At 68.7% G+C, this 19,509-nt stretch carries 23 protein-coding genes and 4 pseudogenes; 13 read left to right on the top strand and 14 right to left on the bottom strand.

What is annotated here, in order from left to right; genetic code table 11:
• Positions 1-84 precede the first annotated feature (84 nt).
• The 4 genes and pseudogenes from ACWD3I_RS42410 to ACWD3I_RS42395 all read left to right on the top strand — a co-directional run bounded on the left by ACWD3I_RS42410 (position 85) and on the right by ACWD3I_RS42395 (position 2,052).
• Positions 85-433, top strand: a pseudogene (locus ACWD3I_RS42410) (VOC family protein).
• A 201-nt stretch (positions 434-634) separates the two neighbouring features.
• Positions 635-1,177, top strand: a complete 543-nt coding sequence (locus ACWD3I_RS42405; RefSeq protein WP_365406392.1) for a DapH/DapD/GlmU-related protein — start codon at positions 635-637, stop codon at positions 1,175-1,177.
• A gap of 255 nt (positions 1,178-1,432) precedes the next feature.
• Positions 1,433-1,672, top strand: a complete 240-nt coding sequence (locus ACWD3I_RS42400) for a hypothetical protein (protein WP_365406395.1) — start codon at positions 1,433-1,435, stop codon at positions 1,670-1,672.
• Positions 1,672-2,052 carry a toxin Doc gene (locus ACWD3I_RS42395; protein ID WP_365406398.1) on the top strand — a complete coding sequence of 127 codons (381 nt, stop codon included), beginning with the start codon at positions 1,672-1,674 and terminating at the stop codon, positions 2,050-2,052. Before ACWD3I_RS42400 ends, ACWD3I_RS42395 begins: the two co-directional genes overlap by 1 nt.
• 83 nt (positions 2,053-2,135) lie before the next feature.
• Here ACWD3I_RS42395 and ACWD3I_RS42390 read toward each other — a convergent pair whose 3' ends face one another.
• The 6 genes and pseudogenes from ACWD3I_RS42390 to ACWD3I_RS42365 all read right to left on the bottom strand — a co-directional run bounded on the left by ACWD3I_RS42390 (position 2,136) and on the right by ACWD3I_RS42365 (position 5,267).
• Positions 2,136-2,345, bottom strand: coding sequence for a hypothetical protein (locus tag ACWD3I_RS42390; protein WP_365406410.1), 210 nt, complete (start codon positions 2,343-2,345; stop codon positions 2,136-2,138).
• 133 nt (positions 2,346-2,478) lie between these two features.
• A pseudogene (locus ACWD3I_RS42385) lies at positions 2,479-2,766 on the bottom strand (hypothetical protein); the annotation flags it as partial.
• 148 nt (positions 2,767-2,914) lie between these two features.
• On the bottom strand, positions 2,915-3,616 hold the full coding sequence (locus ACWD3I_RS42380; RefSeq protein ID WP_451084339.1) for an SDR family oxidoreductase: 702 nt from the start codon (positions 3,614-3,616) through the stop codon (positions 2,915-2,917).
• 361 nt (positions 3,617-3,977) lie between these two features.
• Positions 3,978-4,127 (bottom strand): annotated as a pseudogene (locus ACWD3I_RS42375) (hypothetical protein); the annotation flags it as partial.
• A gap of 46 nt (positions 4,128-4,173) precedes the next feature.
• Positions 4,174-4,401 (bottom strand): hypothetical protein, encoded by a 228-nt coding sequence (locus ACWD3I_RS42370; protein ID WP_365407159.1) that lies wholly within the window; start codon positions 4,399-4,401, stop codon positions 4,174-4,176.
• A 53-nt stretch (positions 4,402-4,454) separates the two neighbouring features.
• The gene (locus ACWD3I_RS42365; RefSeq protein ID WP_365407162.1) at positions 4,455-5,267 is read right to left on the bottom strand and encodes an oxidoreductase; all 813 of its coding nucleotides are present in this window, start codon (positions 5,265-5,267) and stop codon (positions 4,455-4,457) included.
• A gap of 88 nt (positions 5,268-5,355) precedes the next feature.
• On the opposite strand from ACWD3I_RS42365, the gene ACWD3I_RS42360 reads away from it, so the two are divergent.
• Positions 5,356-5,889, top strand: a complete 534-nt coding sequence (locus ACWD3I_RS42360; protein ID WP_365407262.1) for a TetR/AcrR family transcriptional regulator — start codon at positions 5,356-5,358, stop codon at positions 5,887-5,889.
• Between the two features lie 86 nt (positions 5,890-5,975).
• Here the strand turns inward: ACWD3I_RS42360 and ACWD3I_RS42355 are convergent, their stop codons facing one another.
• The 3 genes from ACWD3I_RS42355 to ACWD3I_RS42345 form a co-directional block, all read right to left on the bottom strand.
• Positions 5,976-6,545, bottom strand: a complete 570-nt coding sequence (locus ACWD3I_RS42355) for a TetR/AcrR family transcriptional regulator (RefSeq protein ID WP_365407165.1) — start codon at positions 6,543-6,545, stop codon at positions 5,976-5,978.
• Between the two features lie 232 nt (positions 6,546-6,777).
• Positions 6,778-8,076: a DUF3533 domain-containing protein gene (locus ACWD3I_RS42350; protein ID WP_365407168.1), complete on the bottom strand. Its 1,299-nt coding sequence runs from the start codon at positions 8,074-8,076 to the stop codon at positions 6,778-6,780.
• A 61-nt stretch (positions 8,077-8,137) separates the two neighbouring features.
• Positions 8,138-9,199, bottom strand: coding sequence for a 4Fe-4S binding protein (locus tag ACWD3I_RS42345; protein ID WP_365407171.1), 1,062 nt, complete (start codon positions 9,197-9,199; stop codon positions 8,138-8,140).
• 174 nt (positions 9,200-9,373) lie between these two features.
• Between ACWD3I_RS42345 and ACWD3I_RS42340 the strand changes: the two genes are divergently transcribed.
• The 3 genes from ACWD3I_RS42340 (at position 9,374) to ACWD3I_RS42330 (ending at position 11,367) form a co-directional block, all read left to right on the top strand.
• Entirely contained in the window at positions 9,374-9,700 is a 327-nt protein-coding gene (locus tag ACWD3I_RS42340; protein ID WP_365407174.1) for a hypothetical protein, read from the top strand.
• Positions 9,701-9,863: 163 nt separating this feature from the next.
• Entirely contained in the window at positions 9,864-10,007 is a 144-nt protein-coding gene (locus tag ACWD3I_RS42335) for a hypothetical protein (protein ID WP_365407177.1), read from the top strand.
• The gene (locus tag ACWD3I_RS42330; RefSeq protein WP_365407180.1) at positions 9,991-11,367 is read left to right on the top strand and encodes an oxidoreductase; all 1,377 of its coding nucleotides are present in this window, start codon (positions 9,991-9,993) and stop codon (positions 11,365-11,367) included. Before ACWD3I_RS42335 ends, ACWD3I_RS42330 begins: the two co-directional genes overlap by 17 nt.
• Before the next feature lie 301 nt (positions 11,368-11,668).
• On the opposite strand, the gene ACWD3I_RS42325 is transcribed toward ACWD3I_RS42330, so the two are convergent.
• The 4 genes from ACWD3I_RS42325 to ACWD3I_RS42310 all read right to left on the bottom strand — a co-directional run bounded on the left by ACWD3I_RS42325 (position 11,669) and on the right by ACWD3I_RS42310 (position 15,498).
• Positions 11,669-12,838: a UDP-N-acetylglucosamine--N-acetylmuramyl-(pentapeptide) pyrophosphoryl-undecaprenol N-acetylglucosamine transferase gene (locus tag ACWD3I_RS42325; RefSeq protein ID WP_365407184.1), complete on the bottom strand. Its 1,170-nt coding sequence runs from the start codon at positions 12,836-12,838 to the stop codon at positions 11,669-11,671.
• Positions 12,839-13,138: 300 nt separating this feature from the next.
• Positions 13,139-14,029: an LLM class flavin-dependent oxidoreductase gene (locus ACWD3I_RS42320; RefSeq protein ID WP_365407187.1), complete on the bottom strand. Its 891-nt coding sequence runs from the start codon at positions 14,027-14,029 to the stop codon at positions 13,139-13,141.
• 539 nt (positions 14,030-14,568) lie between these two features.
• Positions 14,569-15,129 carry a hypothetical protein gene (locus ACWD3I_RS42315; RefSeq protein ID WP_365407190.1) on the bottom strand — a complete coding sequence of 187 codons (561 nt, stop codon included), beginning with the start codon at positions 15,127-15,129 and terminating at the stop codon, positions 14,569-14,571.
• 3 nt (positions 15,130-15,132) lie between these two features.
• On the bottom strand, positions 15,133-15,498 hold the full coding sequence (locus ACWD3I_RS42310) for a hypothetical protein (RefSeq protein ID WP_365407193.1): 366 nt from the start codon (positions 15,496-15,498) through the stop codon (positions 15,133-15,135).
• 159 nt (positions 15,499-15,657) lie between these two features.
• On the opposite strand from ACWD3I_RS42310, the gene ACWD3I_RS42305 reads away from it, so the two are divergent.
• The 3 genes from ACWD3I_RS42305 to ACWD3I_RS42295 all read left to right on the top strand — a co-directional run bounded on the left by ACWD3I_RS42305 (position 15,658) and on the right by ACWD3I_RS42295 (position 18,009).
• Positions 15,658-16,650 (top strand): ArsR/SmtB family transcription factor, encoded by a 993-nt coding sequence (locus ACWD3I_RS42305; RefSeq protein WP_365407196.1) that lies wholly within the window; start codon positions 15,658-15,660, stop codon positions 16,648-16,650.
• 325 nt (positions 16,651-16,975) lie between these two features.
• A complete protein-coding gene (locus ACWD3I_RS42300) occupies positions 16,976-17,332 on the top strand; it encodes a hypothetical protein (protein WP_365407199.1) in 357 nt (118 codons plus the stop codon).
• Positions 17,333-17,433: 101 nt separating this feature from the next.
• The gene (locus tag ACWD3I_RS42295; RefSeq protein ID WP_365407202.1) at positions 17,434-18,009 is read left to right on the top strand and encodes a hypothetical protein; all 576 of its coding nucleotides are present in this window, start codon (positions 17,434-17,436) and stop codon (positions 18,007-18,009) included.
• Positions 18,010-18,033: 24 nt separating this feature from the next.
• Here the strand turns inward: ACWD3I_RS42295 and ACWD3I_RS42290 are convergent.
• A pseudogene (locus ACWD3I_RS42290) lies at positions 18,034-18,184 on the bottom strand (IS5/IS1182 family transposase); the annotation flags it as partial.
• A 96-nt stretch (positions 18,185-18,280) separates the two neighbouring features.
• On the opposite strand from ACWD3I_RS42290, the gene ACWD3I_RS42285 reads away from it, so the two are divergent.
• Both ACWD3I_RS42285 and ACWD3I_RS42280 read left to right on the top strand, forming a co-directional pair.
• Positions 18,281-18,820 (top strand): DUF6882 domain-containing protein, encoded by a 540-nt coding sequence (locus tag ACWD3I_RS42285; RefSeq protein ID WP_365407205.1) that lies wholly within the window; start codon positions 18,281-18,283, stop codon positions 18,818-18,820.
• A gap of 406 nt (positions 18,821-19,226) precedes the next feature.
• Entirely contained in the window at positions 19,227-19,388 is a 162-nt protein-coding gene (locus ACWD3I_RS42280; protein WP_365407211.1) for a hypothetical protein, read from the top strand.
• The last annotated feature ends 121 nt before the right edge of the window (positions 19,389-19,509 follow it).

Genomic DNA, 19,509 nt, shown 5'->3' with positions numbered 1-19,509 from the left:
GATAAGGAGAGTTGCCGCCTTCTCGCGTATCTGATGAGCGGCACGGGCAATACCGTGAGCCCGTCCGCACGATCGGGGAGAGGCATGACAAGTAGGTTCACGAGTTGGTCGTTGACTGCCACGATCCGGAAAGCCTCGCGGCCTTCTGGTGCGAGGTCCTGGACATCAAGGTGATCGACCGGGGCGAGGGCAAGGTGGAGATCGGATCCTGGGAGCCGACCGTCGAGGATGTCCGGGCCCGCCAGATGCCGCCCACCTCGGTGTTCATCCAGGTGCCCGAGAGCAAGGCCGTGAAGAACCGGCTTCACCTCGACGTCAGTCCGATCGACGGCAGCACCGTGGACGAGGTGACCCGGACCGGAACTGGGAGGTCATGGCAGACTCCGAGGGCAACGAGTTCTGCGTCCTGCGCACGCTGGCCCCGCAGACCTAGATGATCGATCGGCGCCAGATCCGGAGACGCCTTTCAGCAGGTCGTCAGGCCTCACATAGAGTCCGTCGCAAGGGTGTCCAGGCTGTTCGTCACACAACGATCTTGGGTGCTCTTGCTCTTGCTCTCGTCTCCGTCGCTCCCCGTGACTTTGATCAACCGGTGAGTCTTGTCCCGCCACCGGTGCACAGAAGGGATCGTGGCATGTCCAGCGACCGTCTCATGCGCATCCGCAGCGCCGAGTTCCAGGCCATGGCCGAGAGGGTCCTGCAAGTCACCGAGCTCACCTCCCGCCTGAACGTTCTGCCTTTCGAGGACGAAGCGGGCAAGGCGGAACTGTTCGAGCAGATCCTTGGCAAGCCGCTGCCGCCGAGAGTCACGATCTATCCGCCCTTCTACACGGACCATGGCCTGAACCTCGACCTCGCCGAGCGCGTCTTCATTAACCAGAACTGCACGTTCCTGGACTATGCCGGTATCCGGCTCGGCGAGCGCGTGATGATCGGACCGAAGGTCACGTTCATCACCAGCGGCCACCCGGTTGATCCCGAGGAGCGGCAGCTGTACCTCACCGGCGCACCCATCGACGTGGCGGAGAACGTGTGGATCGGTGCCGGTGCCACCATCCTGCCCGGCGTCAGCATTGGCCGTGACGCCGTGGTTGCCGCTGGTGCGGTCGTAGTCGATGACGTGCCGCCGGCAAGCTTGGTGACCGGCAGTAAGGCAGCCGTGCAGCGAAAGTGGTGACGGCCTCTTGGGGGCCACGCCGAACCCAACTGCGGACAGCCATGACCACATCGCAAACCTGGAGTCTTTCCCCGATGTAACTGGCTCCAGTCCAAGGTGTAGGAGTCTCTCCCGACTCGGTGGCCGGTCAAAGCTGCCCTGCGGTCCCGCTCGGGAGGGCCGGAGCGGCTGGCCGGGCGCCCGCCGCCGTCGCAAGCGGCGTCCTGGTCGCCGAATCCCTCGCATGGCAGGCACCTACTAGGTACCATCGGGTGTATGCCATCCCTGAACGTGTCGTTCACCGAAGAGGAGCTCGAGGGCGTGCGCGCGGCCGCGGCCGCCGACGGCAAGAGCCTCAAGCAGTACCTGCACGATCTCGGTGTCCGTGAGATGCAGCGCAGGCAGTTCATCGCGGGTGCGAGCGACTGGGCCGACCGGCTGCGCGGGGAGTTCGACGACGCCTTCCCTGACGAAGTACCCCCCGCCGAGCGCCCGGGCGGAGCCACGGCCGCCTGATGCACCTGCACATCGACGTCTCCTGGCTCCTCGACGTCCAGGAGGCCGCCCTCGGCAACGGCGAGGACATGTCCGTCGCGGACTACTCCGCCCTGGTCGCCGCCGTCGCCCGGCACAAGACCAAGCTGCCCACGCTTCAGGCCGCCGACCCGGACGCCGCATGGCGCGCCGCGGCGCTCATGCACACCATCGTCCGCCTTGAGCCACTTCCGTACCGAAACGGCCTGTATGCCGCGTTCGTCACCGCCCAGTACATGAGCCAGTCCGGCGAGGGCATCGACCCGCCCTACGGCGCCCTGTCCGATCTCGTGCGCAAGATCCGCGACACCCGCCTGCGCGTTCCCGAGGTCGCGGACCAACTCCGCTCCTGGAAGATCTGACCGGGTCCCAGGGAGCTGACCGGTCGTTGCACAGGGCCGCCCAACTCGCGCTCAGCACCGTCGGCTTGGAGAGGCCCAATGCCTCAAGCCGAAGCGAGCTCGCGGATGCGCGGATGGTTTTCCAGCGCCCATCGCACAGTCTTCGGCGGGCGTCCGAGCAGGGTTTCCAGTTGGTCGGTGGCGCCGCGGTATCCGCCGCTGCCCATCAGTCGGGTGAGGGTCTTGAGGTGTTCCGCGGTGTGCGGGAACGCGGCCAGGGCGGTGTCCACGTAGGTCTCGTTCCAGGTTTCCACGTCTTCGGGAACGTAGGTGACCTGTCGTCCGAGCGCGGCCGCGTAGTCCTGCGTCGGTGTAGTACGGCGACAGGCTCATGCTGAAGTAGATACGGCGGCAGCCCTTCAGCGCGGCGGTCACGTCGGCGATGGTGAGGAGGTCACCGACGAAGACCTCGGCCCCGGCCTGGCGGAGGGAGTGCGCGCGTTCGTCGTCCTGGCGTACGAAAGCGCGCACCGGGTGCCCTTGGTTGGGGTGGGTCAGTGCGTCAGCTGTTCGGAAAGGACGCAGGTCCGGGTCTCGGTCAGGACTCCCGGTCCGCGGGGGACTGCCAGGCGCCCAACTCGATGGGCGCCTGCGTGTGAGCTGCGGGTTGCGTTCTGTCCGGAGGGTGCCGGGGAGGTTGTTCTGCGGAGTGTCATCGGGGTGCCGGCCCGTCATCGCGGGCGAGGCGGTCGACGGCGGCGTTGACCTCGGCGGGACGCTCCTGCTGTGGCCCACGACGACCGCTTACCCGGACGCCGTCGGCGCCCCGAACCGTGACGCCGGGCGTGCCAGGGCGGGTCTTCTTGAAATCGGTGACTGTGCGCTACGGCTGCAGCTGGGCGTACATCGCTTCCAGGTCGGCGGACAGCTGGGACTTGACCCAGCGGGTGGTGTCGTCGGCCAGCACCTCGTGCGCCCCTGCCTCGATGCCGTCGAGTGCGGCCACGGCGATGTCGCGGGGGTCCGCCTTGGGCGCGTCGACGCCCGAGGTCATGTCGGTGTCCACGTAGGCCATGTGGAGCCCGGTCACCGCGATGCCGCGCGGCTGCAACTCCAGGCGCAGGGAGTTGCTCTGCGACCACAGGGCGGCCTTGGACGCGCCGTAGGGCGTGCCGTCGGCGAGCCAGGACAGCGCGGAGTGGGCGTTGAGGATGTGGCCGCCGCCGTTGCTCTCGATGATCGGCACGAAGGCCCGGGTCACCAGCAGCGGCCCGTAGAAGTTGGTCTCCAGATCCCGGCGCACGTCCTCCATCGGGGAGTCGAGGTACGAGGCGCGTACGGAGGCGCCGGCGTTGTTGATCAGGATGGTGACGTCCTGGGCCTGCTCGGCGGCGGCCGCCACGGATGCCGGGTCGGTGGCCTCGAGCGCCAGCGGAACGGCATCGGGGTGGGTCACCGAGCGTGGGTCGCGGGCCGTGGCATAGACCTTGCCGGCCCCGCGTGCGTAGAGCTCCTCGACCAGCATCTTGCCGATGCCGCGACTGCCCCCGGTCACGAGGACGCCGGCGCCCTTGATTGCTGTCATGACTGTCTCCATGAAGAATAGAAACCGATCGGTTTCCATTAGCGTAAACCGATCGGTTTTCTCGTGCAAGTCGGTTGGGTGGCGGAGGGCTACGGCGTGCGGTGTCGAGGTGGCGTCGGGCGGATCTCGGCATCGAGGAGCGGTGCGCCGTACGGCTCGGTGTCGCCACATGCCCGGCCCGCGTGGGTGACGACCGGTCCCACGGCCGTGGTGGCTCGACGGACGTAGTGCTGACGAGTCTTACGGGACCGGAACCACCGCCAGGACGATGCGGGACGGCCGGGCGGGGTCGTGGAAGGGCCCGGTGACCCGCCTTGAAGGCGATGCTGGTCGACCGCAGGTCCACGACGTTCTCGGCCGCCGCGCCCGGTGTCGTCGTGCGCACCCTCACGATGCCGACAGCCACATTGGGTGAGACGCCGTTCTCGTCGACGTCGCACAGGCGTGCCACCCAGTGGGTCGAGGGGCGGTCCTTGGCGGCGAGGAGCACCGCCCGGACCCGGCCGGTCATCTCGACGTCCTCGGTGAGTGGTTCGGTGGTGAAGACCAGGACGTCCTCACGCACCTCCACGGCCGCCTGGTCGAGCGGCCCGGGACGGAACTTGTCTGGCCGCCGTCGGCGGATCGAGTGTGACGCCCATCATGGGAGTCTGCTTGCCGTGCGGCGGCCGGGCCAGGTGCAACGGCCACGGCTCCGTACCCCCCGGCCGGTAGACGTCGGCGCGCAGCACCGTGCCGTCACGCACGTCCGCCGGGACGTCGAACTGGATCTGGATCTCCGTCATGCGCCGCTGCGTTGCGTCGCTTGTCCTGCGGGGTGTGTGAGTGCGGGCAGGCGTCAGCCGGCCAGCTGGTTCATCTTGCGGATCTGTCGGTCGAAGGCCCAGGCGGGAACGAAGCGGAGCAGGCGTGCGCGTCCGGCCGTGGGGCCGGCGGCGTAGCGCAGTTTCGGCTTCGCGTCGGTGGCTGCCGTGACGACCGCCCGGGCGACCACGGCGGGGTCGTCGCCGTCCCTGATCGCCTCTGCCATCACGCGGTCGACGGTCTGCCGCTGCTTCTCGTAGGCGTGCAGGGGTGTGTCGGGCCGCGCGCTGTTGGTCTCGAATCCGGTGTTGGTATAGGCGGGTTCGACGAGAAGCGCCCGGATGCCGTGGTCACGGACCTCGTGGTCCAGGGACTCGGTGTAGCCCTCGACCGCGTGCTTGGAGGCGGCGTAGACGGCCATGTAGGGCTGGGGCACGAATCCGACCACGGACGAGAGGTTGATGATGCGCCCGCGCCCCTGGCCGCGCATGTACGGCAGGACCTCGTTCACCATGCGCATGACCCCGAAGACATTGGTGTCGAAGACGCCCTGGGCCTGATCGAGGGAGGTTTCCTCGGCCGCACCCAGTGAGCCGACGCCAGCGTTGTTGACCAGGACGTCGATCCGCCCGAACCGCTCGCTCACTTCCTGGACCGCGGCGGTGACCGAGGCGTCATCGGCTACGTCCAGGTCGAGGAACGTCACGCCGTCGAGCGGGGTGACGCGTGAGGTGTCGCGGCTTGTGCCCACCACGTTGAAACCCGCTGCGGCCAGCGCGAGCGCGGTTTCCTTCCCGATGCCGGAGGACGCGCCCGTCACGAGTGCCACGGGCCGGTTCGTCGTCATCATGAGTTCCTGACTGGCGCGAAACTGGTCGGTTTCCCCTCACCGTAAACCGATCGGTTTCCGCGTGCAAGCCTGCCGCAATGACGACATGGTCAGGATGAGTGCGCAGGAGAGGCGCGAGGGCGTCATCCGCGCGGCGATCGCCGAGTTCGCGCTCAAGGGCGACTACGGCACCTCTACCGAGGCGATCGCCCGACGCGCCGGTGTCACGCAGCCGTACCTGTTCCGGCTCTTCCCGGACAAGAAGGCAATCTTCGTCGCCGCCTTGATGCGGACCATGGAAGACACCCGGCCGGCCTTCGAGCGGGCGGCAGGCGGGGCGGAGGGCAACGAGCAGGCCCTGCGTGCCATGGCGGAGGAGTACGCGCGACTGATCTCGGCGCGCCCCGAAGTGCTTCTGATGCAGATGCAGGGATACGCCGTCGTGGCGGCCGCCGAGGCGCAGAGCGATGATCGGTTGGGCGAGCTCGTCCGGGCCGGCTGGATGAGGCTGTGGGACACCGTGCGCCTGGCACTGGGCGCCGATGTCCACGAGACCACGGGCTTCCTCACCTGTGGCATGCCCGGCAACACTCTTACGGCCATTGGGCTTTCCGCCGACGGTCGGCAAGCGGGGGCGTGAAGCCGCGGCCGCTGTGCCGGCTGTCGGGGCCGGGCATCGACCCGCTGGGCGATTCGGTCGCCGAGCCTGCCTGAGGACGGGGTGCGTCAGTGCATGTCTGCCGCGTCGAGCAGGGTGGTCACGGTGGGTGCGATGAGCCCGGTCAGGTTGTCGGCCTGGATTCCCGCGCGAGCGCTGGCGCCGTCGAAGACGAGGATGAGCTGGCGGGCCAGCAGGTCGGGGTCGCTCGCGCCGCCCTGTTCGGCCTCGGAGCGGAAGAAGGCCGTGAGGTTCGCTTTGATCTGGTGGGCCACCTGGCTCGCGGGGTGGGTCTGGTCCTTGAGCTCGACCTGAATGGCCAGGTATCGGCAGCCCTGGTAGTCGGGCCTACTCGCCTGCGACTCCATCCGGCCGAAGACGTGCAGGATCCGTTCGCGGGGTGAGCGGTCGTCGTCCGCCATCGGCAGGAGCTCGGCGACGAAGGCGGACGCGCGCTCCTTCAGGCTCGCTGCCAGCAGTTCGTCCTTGCTCTCGAACAACTGGTACATGGAGCGCTTCGACACTCCCGCCGCCTTGCACAGCGCCTCGACGCCGATGCCGACACCGTCTCGGTAGGTGAGTGTGGCCGCTGCCTCCAGCAGCCGTTCTCTGGGGCTTGGCTTCACTTCGGTGGTCATGCCACGAGGTTAACTCGAATCGAGGGGAAATGAGACCGATCGGTTTACCTGGGGGGTGTCGGGTAGGCCGTCGGTGCCGTGCGGACACCTGCGGGCCAACGAGAGGCGGCTCGGCGACGGCTCTGGGGGAAGGGCCGTCGCCGAGCCTCGAGGATGCGCGTCCCGTGCCTACGGGGCGACGCGCATCGGTCCCGTTCCGAGTAGTGGCCGCTTCCTCGGTGCGTCGCGTTGGCTACGCGGGGACGGTGGTCTTCTCGGCTTTCGTCCCGGCCGGGACGCGGTGCAGCCCCTTGCGGTCGTACCACCCCAGCACGCCGAAGCCGAACAGCGCGGCCATCACGAGACCGGCGGCCATCATCACCCAGCCCCGGGTCAGACCCGCGTCGCCCTGGGCGTCGTAGTAGAGGATCGAGCGGATGCCATCGGTGATCTGCCGCAGCGGCTCGAACTCCGCGAGGAAGCGGTAGAAGCCGGGCAGTGCCTGGAGCGGAGTGGTGGCGCCGGCCGTCGGCACCGCCATCCCGATGAAGACCAGCGTGACCACCAGCATGCCTGGTGTACCGAAGACGGCCAGGAGGGTGAGCGCACCGATCCCGGAGACCGCGATGGCGCATACCGAGTACAGCCACAGCAGCGGCAGATGGGCGGCGTCCATGCCCATGAGGCCGATCGCGCCCACCATGACCAGGGTTCCCATCAGCAGGGACAGGACGGCCATGAGGGTGCTGCTGATGGCCAGGGTCTGCACCCGGGTCGCCCGGATCAGCGGGCGGTGCAGGCGCAGCGGGCCCATGTCGTTGTGCGTGTAGCCGAGGGCGTGATCGACCTGGCCGCTGATGACATTGGCGGAGAGCATGCCGCAGACCACGAGGACGAGCGCGTAGTAGAACGCCGTCAGGCCCAGGCCGCTGTGCGAGTCGAGCGGATGGCCGTCCTCGACGGTGACGGCGGCCGGGTCGGCGAGGAGGAGGCGTGCCGCGGCGGGCAGTTTCGCCTGCCCGGTCCCGCTCTGGGCGGTCAGCTCCCTGCCCACTTGGAGCGAGGCGTTCTCGGCCGCCTGGGTCGTCGCCGCGCGGGCCAGGCTGGATCCCACGCTGCCGGCGGACTGGTTGGTCAGCACCGTCAGCGTCGGACGGGCCGGGGTCCCGGTGGCCGCGGCACCGGTCAGAGTGGTGGTGGAGGAGGTGAAGTCGGCCGGGACGACGAGCGCGCCGTACAACTTGCCCTCGCCGAGTTCCTCCTTCATGCCCCTCTCGTCCGTCACCTTCCAGTCGATCTTGTCCCCGCTCGCGGTGGACTTCTTGATCGACTCGGTGATCTGCGCCCCGAGGTTGACCTGCTTGCCGCCGACGACGGCTCCCTTGTCGGTGTTGACCAGGCCGACGGGCAACTTGGTCATGTGATCGACCGGGTCGATGTTCGCGCCGACGTAGAACACGGCGAACAGCAGGGCGAGTACGCCCGTGATGACGCCGTTCGCGATCCACAGAGGCTTGGCGCGCAGGACGCGGAAGGGGTGAATGCCACTCATGACGTACGTGTCTCTCGGTCGGTGGACGCGGAAGGTTTCGCCGGGGGCTGCCAGCCGCCGGTCACTTCCTTGACGGGCTTGTGGGGGAAGCGGCGCCGGGCGTACTCCTGCGCGTGGGAGCCCGGCAGGACGTAGAGGGTTTCCTGCTTGTCCTGGAGTGGTCGCAGGACGGTGTCCATGAAGTTCTTGCGGTCGTCCAGGTAGGGACCCGACACGTCCTCGCCGGCGGGGCAGACGGCAAGGCAGTAGCCGGACTTGTAGCCAGGGGGTGAGGACAGGCTCTGCCACATGGAGGCGCTCTCGGAATCGGTGACCCGGGAGCGGTAGTCGACGGCATCCTCGCTGTCGGCACGGTCTGCGCCCAGTCGGTGAATCCGCTCATGAACTCTCGGTAGTTGTGCGTGGTGCAGGCCAGTGCGTCGAAGGCGCCGTCCTTGGCGATGGCGCCGACCGGACAGGCGGCGACGCACAACTTGCAGTCGATGCAGGGGTTGTAGTCCAGCGCCTGCCCGTACGCGCTTACCTCGGCGTCCACCAGGACGGTGACCAGTAGCACGAAGCTGCCGAACTTCGGGTGGATGACATTGCGGTGCAGGCCCATCACGCCGAGCCCGGCGGCCACCGCGACCGTCTTGTGCGCCACCACCCAGATGCGCCCGGGGAAGCGGTCCATCTCCTGGGGGAAGCCGACCGATGGATTGAGCGCCCGGCAGCCGGCGTCCTGGAGTGCCTGGGTGACGCTGCGGGCGGTGTGGTTGGCCTTCTCGTCGGCCTGGTGGAACTCCTGGTTGGCCACGCTGCGGGCGGGGGAGCGGCAGTTGTCGCGGTTCATCCGGATCGCCATCGCGATCAGGGTGCGGGTGCCGGGCAGCGCGGACTGTACGTGCTCGCGCTCACCGGCCAGGTCGGGGTGGTCCAGGCTGACCGCGGCGGCGTCGTCGGCGCCGGCCGTCAGGCACAGCTCGCGCAGCCATTCCGCGTCGATCACCGTCGGCGGCCTCACCGCGGCAGCGGCCCTGCGCCGGGCGAGTACGGCCTGGACCGATGGGTGGGCGGCCAGCTTCGCCGGAAGCCTGGGTGCCGGGGCCGCGGGTTGCCCCTCGGCGTCGCGCGCGGCAGTCATCCGTACTCCTGGGGATTCGGGTCCGAGACTCGCCCTCACAGCGAGAAACCGATCAGTTTTACCACCGTAAACTGATCGGTTTCCGCGCGCAAGCCCGCGCCGCGAGCCGCCCTGGCCCGCGTCGAGCGGGGGGCCTTTACCGAGGCCGACGCCCAACTGCGCGCCGGCCTCGAGGTGTTCATCCGCACACTGACCGGCGACGCTCGCATGGCCCGCCTGGTGCTCATCGAGGTCGTGGGCGCCAGCCCCCGCCTCGCAGTAGGCCGCCGTGAGGTCCTGCACGAATTCGCCGCGCTCATCGCCGCCGTCGTCGCACCGCCCCCTGCCCCGGAAGCCTCCTGCAGCCGGCTCTCCATGACCACGATGAGTCCGGTCGGCGGAGTCAACGAACTCCTCGTGGACTGGACACTCGGCCACCAGAAGGCCACCGTCGAAGAACTGACCGACCTGTGCCACACCCTGTTCATCGCGGCCTGCCGAGCCATCAGCGAACAGCCCTGATCACGTCTCGCTCGCTTGCCTGGCGGCGCGGCCACCTACCGCGAACACACGACCCATGAGCCTGACCAGGCGACTGGCTTGCACCCCGCGTGTGGAATGCTGCGGTCACCGGCGTCGTCCACGATGAGGGCGCGCGCCTGCTGGAGGGAGCGCAAGGAGTCGAATGAACACCGCGGCACGACTGCACGGCCCCGTCACCGCCATCCACATCCGCGACCCCGAGCCCGCCCTCGGGTCCAGCCTCACTTTCACCGATTCCCCCGCCGCCCACACCAGCTCCATAGCGCCCCGTGTCACCCACCCCTGAGCGAAGCGTCGACGCCGAGAGCGTCAGACGGGAGATCCTCGACGAGGGCTCGGGATCGGAGCCGTATGTCCTGCGCGACGCCCGCGTCAGGGGGATGTTGCGGCTTGACGGAGCGGAGATCCGGCGGGCCGTGCGGTTCGAGGCGTGTCTGTTCGACGAGGTCGTCAGCCTGGAGGGCGCGACGACGCTGGCGGTGTCCGTCGTCGGCTGCGCGCTGCCCGGACTGAGGGCGTCGACCACCCAGTTCGGTGGGCGGCTTGACCTGCGCCGGTCGGTCATCGGCGAGCGCGACGGGGCCGCGAGCGCCGTGGACCTGGTGCACGCGGACATCGCGGGCGGGGTACGGCTCGACGGCGCGCATCTGGTCGCACCGGGGCGGACCGCCCTGGAAGGGGGCGGGCTCGTCGCGCGTGGCGGCGTCTTCTGTGAGGACGGCTTCCTCGCGGAAGGTGAAGTCGGCTTCCCCGGAGCCGAGTTGCCGGGAGGGCTGTGGATGCGCGGGGCGCGGATCAGTGTCGGGGCTGCGGACACGCTCGCTTTTCACGGAGACGCCGTGAAGACATCGAACGTGCGGCTCCAGGGCCTGCGGGCCGACGGTCGCATACGTCTGCGCGGCGCGCAGGTTGACGACCTGGTCTCTCTGCGGGACGCCGAACTCACCGGACCCGGCTCTTCGGTGATGTGCGTGGGGATGCGAACCGAGGCCCTCGACCTGCAGTTCGCCCAACCGCCCTCGGGCGGCGTGAACCTGCGCAACGCACACGCGAGCCGACTCCAGGACGACCCCCGCACCTGGCCCACCACGCTCGGCCTGGACGGATTCACCTACGACTGGCTCGGCGAGACCGCGGGAACACGCCGCGAGGACGTGACGAACCGGCTCGCGTGGCTGCGCCACCAGCCGGTGTACGCGCCGCAGCCGTACGAGCAACTGGCCTCGTACTACCGGCGGTCCGGGCACGAGGACGAGGCACGCCGCGTGCTCCTGGTGCGCGAGCGGCGGCGCCGGGCGACGCTCGGTTCGGTCGGCCGGGCCTGGGGCTGGCTGCTGGAAGCAACCGTGGGATACGGGTACCGGCCGTGGATCGCCGGGATCTGGCTCGCGGTGCTCACACTGCTCGGCTCGGTCGTCTTCGCCGCGCACACACCCGTACCGAACAAGAAGGGCGAGGGCGCACCGTTCAACCCCGTCGCATACGCCCTCGATCTGATGCTGCCGTTCGGCGGGCTCGGCCAGCGGGACGGCTGGCACTGGGACGAGGGGACCGTACAAGGGCTGGCGTACGGGCTGATCGCCGTCGGCTGGATCCTGACAACGACGGTCGTGGCGGGCGTGACGCGGACACTGAGCCGCAACTGACTCGGTGGCGGTGCCGACGCCGATTCGCTCCTTGTCGTCCCGGCTTCCTGTGGTGCGAGCATGGGGCGGCACCTGTGCGGAGGCGTGTGTCGGGTAGTGCGACGGCAGCTCATCGCGGGGTGGGTGGTGTGCAATGGCCAGGCCGAGGCAAGCGCCGCCGGGAGTGTGGGTACGGGCCTCGTCGAGGTGGGCCGGCAGGAGCAGGTCGGTGGGCAGGCGCCGCAGCTGAACCGCCGTGTGTGCCGACCTCATCGAGGACGGCGCACACCGGCACCACCCGTGAGCACCTGTGGCCGGAGGCCTACCTCCCGGCCGCGGCGAGCACCACATCGACCAGGCGTTCAGCGGCATCCGGGCGACCGTGCGCACGGGCCCGTTCTGCCATGGCTGCGCGCTGCGCCGGGTCCGTCAGCAGAGGTGCCACGGCGTCCCTCAGCCGCTGGGCGGACACGTCGTCGATCAGTGCGACGGCGGCTCCGCCGTCGGCCAAGTGGCGGGCGTTGTGAGCCTGTTCGTTGCCGGCCGAGGTGGCGAGGGGGACGAAGACGGCCGGCTTGCCCAGCGCGGTGAGCTCGGCGATCGTCCCGGCGCCGCTGCGGGAGATCACCACATCCGCCAGCGCCAGGACATCGGGCAGCTCCGCCCCCACATACCCGGTCAGGTGGTACCGCGCCGCGCCCCACGCGGGCAGGTGCCCGGTCTGCCGGCGCAGCTCCTCGACGTTGTCCCGCCCGCACTGGTGGATCACGTTGGCATGCTCCACCAGCCACGGCAGCACGTCACGCACCAGAGAGTTGACCTGCTGGGACCCCTGTGCGCCGCCGGTCACGTAGACGGTGGGCAGCCGCGGATCGAACCCCTGCAGCCCCAGGGCGTCGACCGCCTTCCGGGCCTGCCCGGTGAACACCTCCGGTCGCACCGGGTTGCCTGTCACCACCGCGGCGGCGCGCACGCTCTCGGGCAGGAGCGGCAGCGTGGACGGTGAGGACACCGCGACCCGCGTCGCCGCTGCGGCCAGCGTCCGGTTGGCCAGCCCCAGGCGCACGGTCTGCTCGTGCACGACCAGCGGGACGTGGCACAGGCGGGTCGCGGCCACGCCGACCGGGACCGCCACGTAGCCGCCCGTCGCCAGCACCACATCCGGACCGAAACGCCTGATCGCTTTGCGGGCCTGGAGCACACCGAGCGGAACACGGCTCATGTCCTTGATGTTCGCCGGGGACACCATCTTGATCGGGTTCTTCGACCGCCGGATCTTGCCCACCGCCACCGACTCGAAGCCGATGCCCTCGGCCGCCGCAACCCGCGACTCCAGGCTGTCCGCCTCGCCCACCCACAGGACATCCAACCGGTCCCCTTGCGCCGCAAGACGGGCGTGAAGCGTTCGCACCGCGGTGAGGGCCGGATACGTGTGACCGCCGGTCCCACCACCCGTGACGAGCAGACGGAAGGGACGGTGATCGCTGTTCATGCTGATCTCCAGTTGCTGCGATTCGGGCCGGGGCAGAGCCTCAGACGGCTCCGCGGGCCTTCCCCTGAGCCTCCCACAGACAACGGTAGCGGCGCCCCGAACTGACCACGGTCGCCGCATGCCGACCGGAGTCCTTGGTGGGCAAGACGCCGGGTGATCCAACCGCGCACCCGCTCGGGTGCCGACGTCACTCTCGCATCCCCGCAGGAACGACGTCCCGCATCTTGGCCCGTTGCTCGAATCGCCTTTTGCCGAGCGGAAGTTGGCGCACCTCTCGGATACCCCGGCGGTCGGTGACGGTCAGACGTTTCCCGGAGTCCGCCACCGGGGAAGAACGTCCGCGGCGATCCGGTCGACCACCGACCGCGGCGCGGAGAAGGGACCCTGCGCACGCGGCCACGGGGCGACGACATCGGTGAACCCCAGCTCGTCGGCCCGGCCCAGAAAATCGTCGAAGCAGTCGGCCGACTGAATACTGAGTACCGGTGCGGCATCGGTCTGCAGCATTCGCCGGAACTCCGGATCGGCCTCGCGCCCGTGCGTCGCAAGGGCAGCCGTCATCCGGTCGCTCGCCTCCGAGACAAGACGCCACCACGCGTCGAGCCGCTCCGCCTTCCCTCCGATCGTCACCCACCCCTGCCCGTACCGCGCCGCGACAGACGCTGCCCCGGGACCGTTGGCCGCCACTATGAACGGCAGCCGCGGCTGCTGCCGGCACCCGGGCACCGAACGGGCGTCGACGGCGGAGTAGTAGTCACCCTGGAAGGAGACATGGTCCTCGCGGAGGAGTCGATCGAGCAGCTCGACGAACTCGCCGAACCTGCGGACCCGGCTCTTCGGCGCTCCCTCCCCGAGAACGTCGACGTCGTACCCGCTCTCCGCGCCGGCGCCGACGCCGAGAGTGAGACGCCCCTCGCTGATCTCGTCGAGGCCGATCAGATCGCGGGAGAAGGCCACCGGGTGGCGGAAGTTCGGGCTGGCCACAAGCGTGCCGATTTCCAGCCGCGACGTGACCAGTGCGGCGAGGGTCAGCGTCGGCACCGTGCCGTACCACGGGCCGTCGAGCAGCCCGTCCCAACCGAGGTGGTCGAAAGTCCAACCGTGGTCGAACCCGTACTCTTCGACGCTCGCCCAGATCTTCCGGGCGGCTTCTCCGGAATACTCCGGCAATACCGTCATCCCCACGCGCATGTGCGCCTCCTCGTCCTCTCCGCACAGCCTGCCGCCACCCGGAGCGATTTCCCTGCGCAAGGCACGCGAGTCCTCGGGCCCCGACTGCACATCCCGTGCACCGTCCTGTCCGTACGGATCGGCCGGCCTGAGCACTCGCCGTCCTGCTCCGTCTCTCGATGAGTCCGCCATCGTCGAAGCCCCGGAGGGACTTGAGCGACGAGTGCTCGAGTCTTCCGCACCGGTGATCGGCTCGCAGCTCGATTTCCTCTTGAGTCCGCGGACATCGAGTCGACCCGACGCGGGCTCCACGCCGGAGCCGGCCGCGTTCGCCCGCGACTTGGCCGATCTCACCGGGGCCCGACGGGGAACTGACGCACCAGCAGCAGATGTCACACACCAACCAACGATCAACTAACTGGCGCAGGACAGCGAATGAACGGCTCGCGAGGCGAACGGGGGGGGGTGCCCTGGGCCTCGTGACCCCTGCTGTCCGTCCCGGGGCTGTTCCAGCTCTTCCAGCCCTCATCTGTTCTCGTCTGGACAGTCCCCCTCAGGGCTCAGATGCGTACGACGGCGAAGTCGGGCAGGTCGGGGTAGAGCTGCTGCCTTGTCTCTGTCACACACTCCACGACGACCGGCTCGTCGCGGGCGGTGGCGGCGAAGTCCGTCGCGTTCTGCTCGGTGCCCGAGACACGCACCCCACGGCCCTCAAGGCACTCGCCGACGGCTCGTCTCAGCGGCTGGTCCATGACCTTGCGGTGCTGCTCCACGTACGTGGGCTCGATCATCGACAGATGGCCGAGGTTGCAGCGTTGGACCCGGTCGTTGTACGTCGCGGGGTCTCCCGACGGTGTGATGTCGTACAGCAGACTCAGCCCGTCGATCGGGCTGGTCACCGGATCACCGGTGCGGTAGCCGCTGTCCTCGATACAGGCGAGGAAGCGGGTGATCGCGGTGCGGTACTCGCCCGCCGTCACCCGGTCGTCCCGTAGTGCCCACTGCTGGCCCGGAAGGGCCACGTCCTCGTTCGCCCCTTGCGCACCGCTGTCGGTGCCGGAGGCGCAGGCCGCCACCGCGACTGCCGTCAGCAGCGCGGTGGCGAAATAGCGGAAGCGCACCTGCTAGCTCCTGGTCACGTTGCACGAGTCGCAGCCCCAGTGCAGCCCGTAGGCGGCCCGGGTGGTGGAGGTGTGCGAGGTGTAGGCGTTCTCGCTCGACCCGTAGGCGCGAGGTGTCCACCAGCCGGTGCCGTACTCGATGGCCGAGCTCAGCCGGCCGCTGCAGTCGCCGCTCTGCTTGCGGGTCTGGGCCCAGTTGTAGCTGCCGGTGAACCCGCTCGAGACGTAGTTCGTCCCACAGGAGCGGCTCACCGCCCGGTTGTTGCCGAGCGCCTGCGCGGACGGCGTCGCGAGAGTCGAGACCAGCACGGCGAGGACCCCTGCCGCCGCCACTTTCGAAAGCCGTCTGCCCGCGAGAATTCGTCCCATCACTTCTCCTCCTCGATGGAAGCCAGAGCCGGACGCGGCCCTGCGGCGCACGTCCCGGTTGGCGCGCACTCATGTTCCCGGGCCACGACCGCTGCTGTCATGCTCATGCGACCCTGCTGAAACATCGCAGATGAGGGATCTGAGCACAGGGGGAACACGTTGCTCCGCTTTCATTTCACACCTGAGGACCTGACCAGACTCAGGATCGCCACCGCACCGCACCCGCTGTGGGAGATCGCAGCGAGCCTGCACCGTTTCCAGACCCATGAAGGGCGGTGGGCCTATGCGCCCTGGTACCGCACCGCGCGGTCCGCGCTGTGCAACACCGGACTCGACCGCACGGTACGGACCGTGCTGCTGCCACTCTTCCCGCGGGCGAGCTACTTTCCCGACTTCCTCACCCCGGCAGACGGCGCCGCAGGCCTCGACGCCGGGCTCGAATCCATCCTGGCCGCACCGGACCGACAGGTCGCCCGGGAAGTCACCAAGCTCCAGGAGATCGTCGGCGCTCCTGACTGGACCCGCAAACTCACCGACGGCGCGATGCGAGAGCAGCTTGTCGGTGCGTTACGCGCCTACCACCACGCCGTGATCACCCCCTTCGAGGGGCGCATCCACGAGCGTCTGCACGCCGAGCGCACCCGCCAGACCCGCACGCTGTGCGGTACGGGAATCGAAGGCGTACTGAACTCCCTGGCGCCCTCGATCCGGTGGCGCCCTCCCGTCCTGGAACTCGGCAAATACCCGATTGAGTGCGACATCCACCTCAACGGCCGCGGGCTGCTCCTCATCCCCTCGTACTTCTGCTGGAACACCCCGGTCTCCCTGGCCGACCCCGACCTGCCTCCCGTACTTCTCTACCCCCTCCACCACTCGCCCGGCACCCCCCAGCGCGCCGGCGGCCACGCACCGCTGCACGCCCTGCTCGGGGCCACCCGCACCGTCATCCTGCGCGCCGCGGCCACCGGCGCCACCACCACCGAGGCCGCCCGGCACGCCGGTGTCACCCCCACGACCGCCAGCCATCACACAACGGTCCTGCGCGACGCCGGCCTGATCACCAGCCACCGCCACGCGAACACCGTGCTGCACGCGCTGACACCCCTGGGGGCGTCCCTGCTGGAACAGAACGGATGGCATCGCGTCCACTGACCCGTGGGAAGACGGAGTGCGGCTCGGGGTGCGTAAGCACTCCGGGCGAGGCGAGGGGTCCAGCGGCTTGACGTTCGATCAAATCGTCGACGCGCCGCTGCGGCCTTGCCTTGTCGGCTCGCCGTTGGCTTCATCGCGCCGGCTGTGGCGGTGCGCCTGTTCTCCGTGCGGCGCGGCTGAGGAGCGCCGGGTTCAGCACGTCGAGCGCGGGCAGCGCGGCACGGGCTCGGGCGAGCGTGGGCGCTGAGGCTGCTGTGACGGCTCTGTGGCCGGAGGAGTGGCTTCCGTCATACTCGGGTCGCCGCTGCCCTGGTGAGGTGACTGGATGCGTACCGTCCTTCCCGCACTGCGCGGCTGTCTTCCGCCGCTGCTGGTTCACCTCCTGATAGGTGTCCCCGCGGCCCTCGCCATTCTCTGCACACGCTGGTACATCGCCTACGGCCACTGCGAGTACGTCGACCTGAGCCGCGGGGACTTGGACGGCTGCACCTACGACCAGATCGAGAACAGCGGCTTCGCTCTGATCGCCATGATCCTTTTCGGCGCCCTTGTCCTCCTCCTGCTCCTCCTGTTCGACGTCCTGCGCCCTCTGTATCGCGGCCGGCCCCTCACACCGCGCCTGTTGACCCTGCCGGCACTCCTGATTCCGTACGTGGTGTACGTGATGAACGGGGGATGGTGAGCAGGCGCCGGTGCCGACTACACCCTTGGCGACGACGCGACCGTGCCGGATGACCGCGTGCGGCGCACGGTCGCCACCGTGCGCCTCTGCTGCCTCCCGCCGTGAACAGCCCTGCCAAGATCGCCCAGTTCCCGCAGATACACGACAAGGACGTCGATTTTCCTGGTGGTTCTCGGGTCCAGCTGTGCGGGGACACTGCTGTGGTGCTGTTGACGTGGATCGCTGAGGTGGCGGACGAGCCTCTGGTGCTGGAGCCAGCTGACCGGCGGCTGGAGTGGGAGACCAACACATGGTTTCTGGGTGCGGCTGACGAGGACAGAACCCCGTTGTCCGTCGCCGAGGTGGTGGCTGCCTTCGAGCGGACTGCTGCTGCCATCCGGGAACGCATTCGCGAACTGGGCTTCTCTGGGGTGGCGACGTTCTACGTGTGGCACGACGAGCAAGCAGGGCAGCTCCGGTGCTCGACCGGTTCTGTGCCTCCGGATGCGTTGCCGTTCAGCGGTACGTATGTGGCTTCCGAGGACCTCGGTCCGGTCGTCGAGGGATTTCTGGCCGACAACGAGCCGGGCTTCATCGCGTGGTCGGAGCTGGACGACGTGCAGAGCCTCTCGGAGCAGACCGAGAACGAGCCGGAGATCAGGTCCTTCGGTGTCTGGGTCAGCAGTGTCGGAGCCTGACACTGACTGGTCCTGCCCGTCCACACGGACGAGTCGGCGGTGGAGTCGGCTGCAGCCGGCGAGCCAGGACACGGTCCTTTCAACACCCCATCGGTGGCGGCCGACCCGCGGTGAGGGACTCGATCCCTTAGCGGGCGATGCGATGGCGGATGCCGCGATTGCTGAGGTCTTGTCGTGTGGACGGTCACGTAAGCCCGCTCTGTCGGTGGCGAGGTGCCAGGTGTGAGGGGCCATCGTCGGCTTGTCAGTGGTCTCTGGCAGACTCTGCGACATGGGAATGTTCAAGCGGGTCAAGGCGGACGGTGCTGGTCAGGCCGGGCAGCAAGCCGACTTGAGCATCCTGGTGCTGCAGGGCGGAGACATGATCGAACAGTTGGGTCGTGCCCACATGTCCTGGGGGCTGGGTTCAGCGGACCGCTGGGATCTGGACCAGACGACCGGCATCATCACCTGGACCTTCCCTGACAAGACCGCGACAGCACCAGCACAGATCCTCGGCAGTTTCAGCCCCGGCTCGGGGTCGTGGCTGTGGGCCTGGGCCAACAAGAGCATCCTCCCCGACATGAGCCGTGACGCCCGCATCTTTCGGGACTGGGCAGAAGACAACGGGCACACCGCTCTCACCCAGCCGAAGATCGAGGCCGATGAGGAGGCCGCTGGGACGCTTGCGGCCTTGGCTCTTCGGGTCACCGAGGCGACCGGCTATTACCGGGGCCCGGGAGGCAACTCCGTCGTGATCATCACGTTCGGTCCGGTCACTCTGACCGCCGCCGACGGCAGCGTCTCCAACTTCGACATCAATATCGACTAGCGCCGGAGAGCTGGGCGGAGCCGGACGTCTGGGCCTCAGTGCTCAGGTGCCGAGCGGGAGACTCCTGCGGTCAGCAGTCCTTCGCGGTCGCCGTTCCCTTCTTGTCGGTGGGCTTCCTGGGGCGATCCCAGCCGCCTCGGCCGGCGCCAGGTACTTCCTGACCGTCTTGCGATCCACCCCCAGCGACGCGCCGACCTGCGACTTCGAGGCACGCATACCAGTGGACGCAGATCTCGATGATGTCCACCACAGTGAACGTTCTCCCTGCCATCCGGTTCGTCCTTCGACCTCTCGGTCTCCAGGTCGAAGGACAACGACGACTCCGAGACGCCCAGGGCCCCCGACCCTGGCAACTGGGTCCGCGGGGAGAACGAATGGGCTCCGCGGATACGACGATGGCGTCGCGGTGTTCAACGAGTCCGGTATCGGCGACGACAACGTGTCACAGCTCCGCGAGCTGCGCGGATACCGGGTTGCCAGCGGTGTCTTGTGGCACGATCCGAAGTTCCGGCCAGCCGACTGGGACTGGGTGAAGCAGTTCGCCGACATTCCGTCCGAGTGGTGCTGACCCGGAACGTCGAGTGCAGCTACCTGGCGAGTCGGCAGTGGCAGCTGAGGGTTCCGGCGATCGCGGGGAAGGCGAGGAAGTGGGCGTCCTTGCGCTTGTCGCGGTGGTGCAGACAGCGGAA

Source organism: Streptomyces sp. NPDC002817 (genome assembly GCF_053592055.1).
The sequence above is the reverse complement of the archived record's forward strand: the minus strand, read 5'-3'. Positions and strand labels throughout refer to the sequence as shown.

Excerpts from the sequence above, each read along its gene's own strand:
- ACWD3I_RS42405 (WP_365406392.1), top strand. The coding sequence starts at position 635 with ATGTCCAGCGACCGTCTCATGCGCATCCGCAGCGCCGAGTTCCAGGCC.
- ACWD3I_RS42400 (WP_365406395.1), top strand. The coding sequence starts at position 1,433 with ATGCCATCCCTGAACGTGTCGTTCACCGAAGAGGAGCTCGAGGGCGTG.
- ACWD3I_RS42395 (WP_365406398.1), top strand. The coding sequence starts at position 1,672 with ATGCACCTGCACATCGACGTCTCCTGGCTCCTCGACGTCCAGGAGGCC.
- ACWD3I_RS42380 (WP_451084339.1), bottom strand. The coding sequence starts at position 3,616 with ATGACAGCAATCAAGGGCGCCGGCGTCCTCGTGACCGGGGGCAGTCGC.
- ACWD3I_RS42370 (WP_365407159.1), bottom strand. The coding sequence starts at position 4,401 with ATGACGGAGATCCAGATCCAGTTCGACGTCCCGGCGGACGTGCGTGAC.
- ACWD3I_RS42365 (WP_365407162.1), bottom strand. The coding sequence starts at position 5,267 with ATGACGACGAACCGGCCCGTGGCACTCGTGACGGGCGCGTCCTCCGGC.
- ACWD3I_RS42360 (WP_365407262.1), top strand. The coding sequence starts at position 5,356 with ATGGTCAGGATGAGTGCGCAGGAGAGGCGCGAGGGCGTCATCCGCGCG.
- ACWD3I_RS42355 (WP_365407165.1), bottom strand. The coding sequence starts at position 6,545 with ATGACCACCGAAGTGAAGCCAAGCCCCAGAGAACGGCTGCTGGAGGCA.
- ACWD3I_RS42350 (WP_365407168.1), bottom strand. The coding sequence starts at position 8,076 with ATGAGTGGCATTCACCCCTTCCGCGTCCTGCGCGCCAAGCCTCTGTGG.
- ACWD3I_RS42345 (WP_365407171.1), bottom strand. The coding sequence starts at position 9,199 with ATGACTGCCGCGCGCGACGCCGAGGGGCAACCCGCGGCCCCGGCACCC.
- ACWD3I_RS42335 (WP_365407177.1), top strand. The coding sequence starts at position 9,864 with ATGAACACCGCGGCACGACTGCACGGCCCCGTCACCGCCATCCACATC.
- ACWD3I_RS42325 (WP_365407184.1), bottom strand. The coding sequence starts at position 12,838 with ATGAACAGCGATCACCGTCCCTTCCGTCTGCTCGTCACGGGTGGTGGG.
- ACWD3I_RS42320 (WP_365407187.1), bottom strand. The coding sequence starts at position 14,029 with ATGCGCGTGGGGATGACGGTATTGCCGGAGTATTCCGGAGAAGCCGCC.
- ACWD3I_RS42310 (WP_365407193.1), bottom strand. The coding sequence starts at position 15,498 with ATGGGACGAATTCTCGCGGGCAGACGGCTTTCGAAAGTGGCGGCGGCA.
- ACWD3I_RS42300 (WP_365407199.1), top strand. The coding sequence starts at position 16,976 with ATGCGTACCGTCCTTCCCGCACTGCGCGGCTGTCTTCCGCCGCTGCTG.
- ACWD3I_RS42285 (WP_365407205.1), top strand. The coding sequence starts at position 18,281 with ATGGGAATGTTCAAGCGGGTCAAGGCGGACGGTGCTGGTCAGGCCGGG.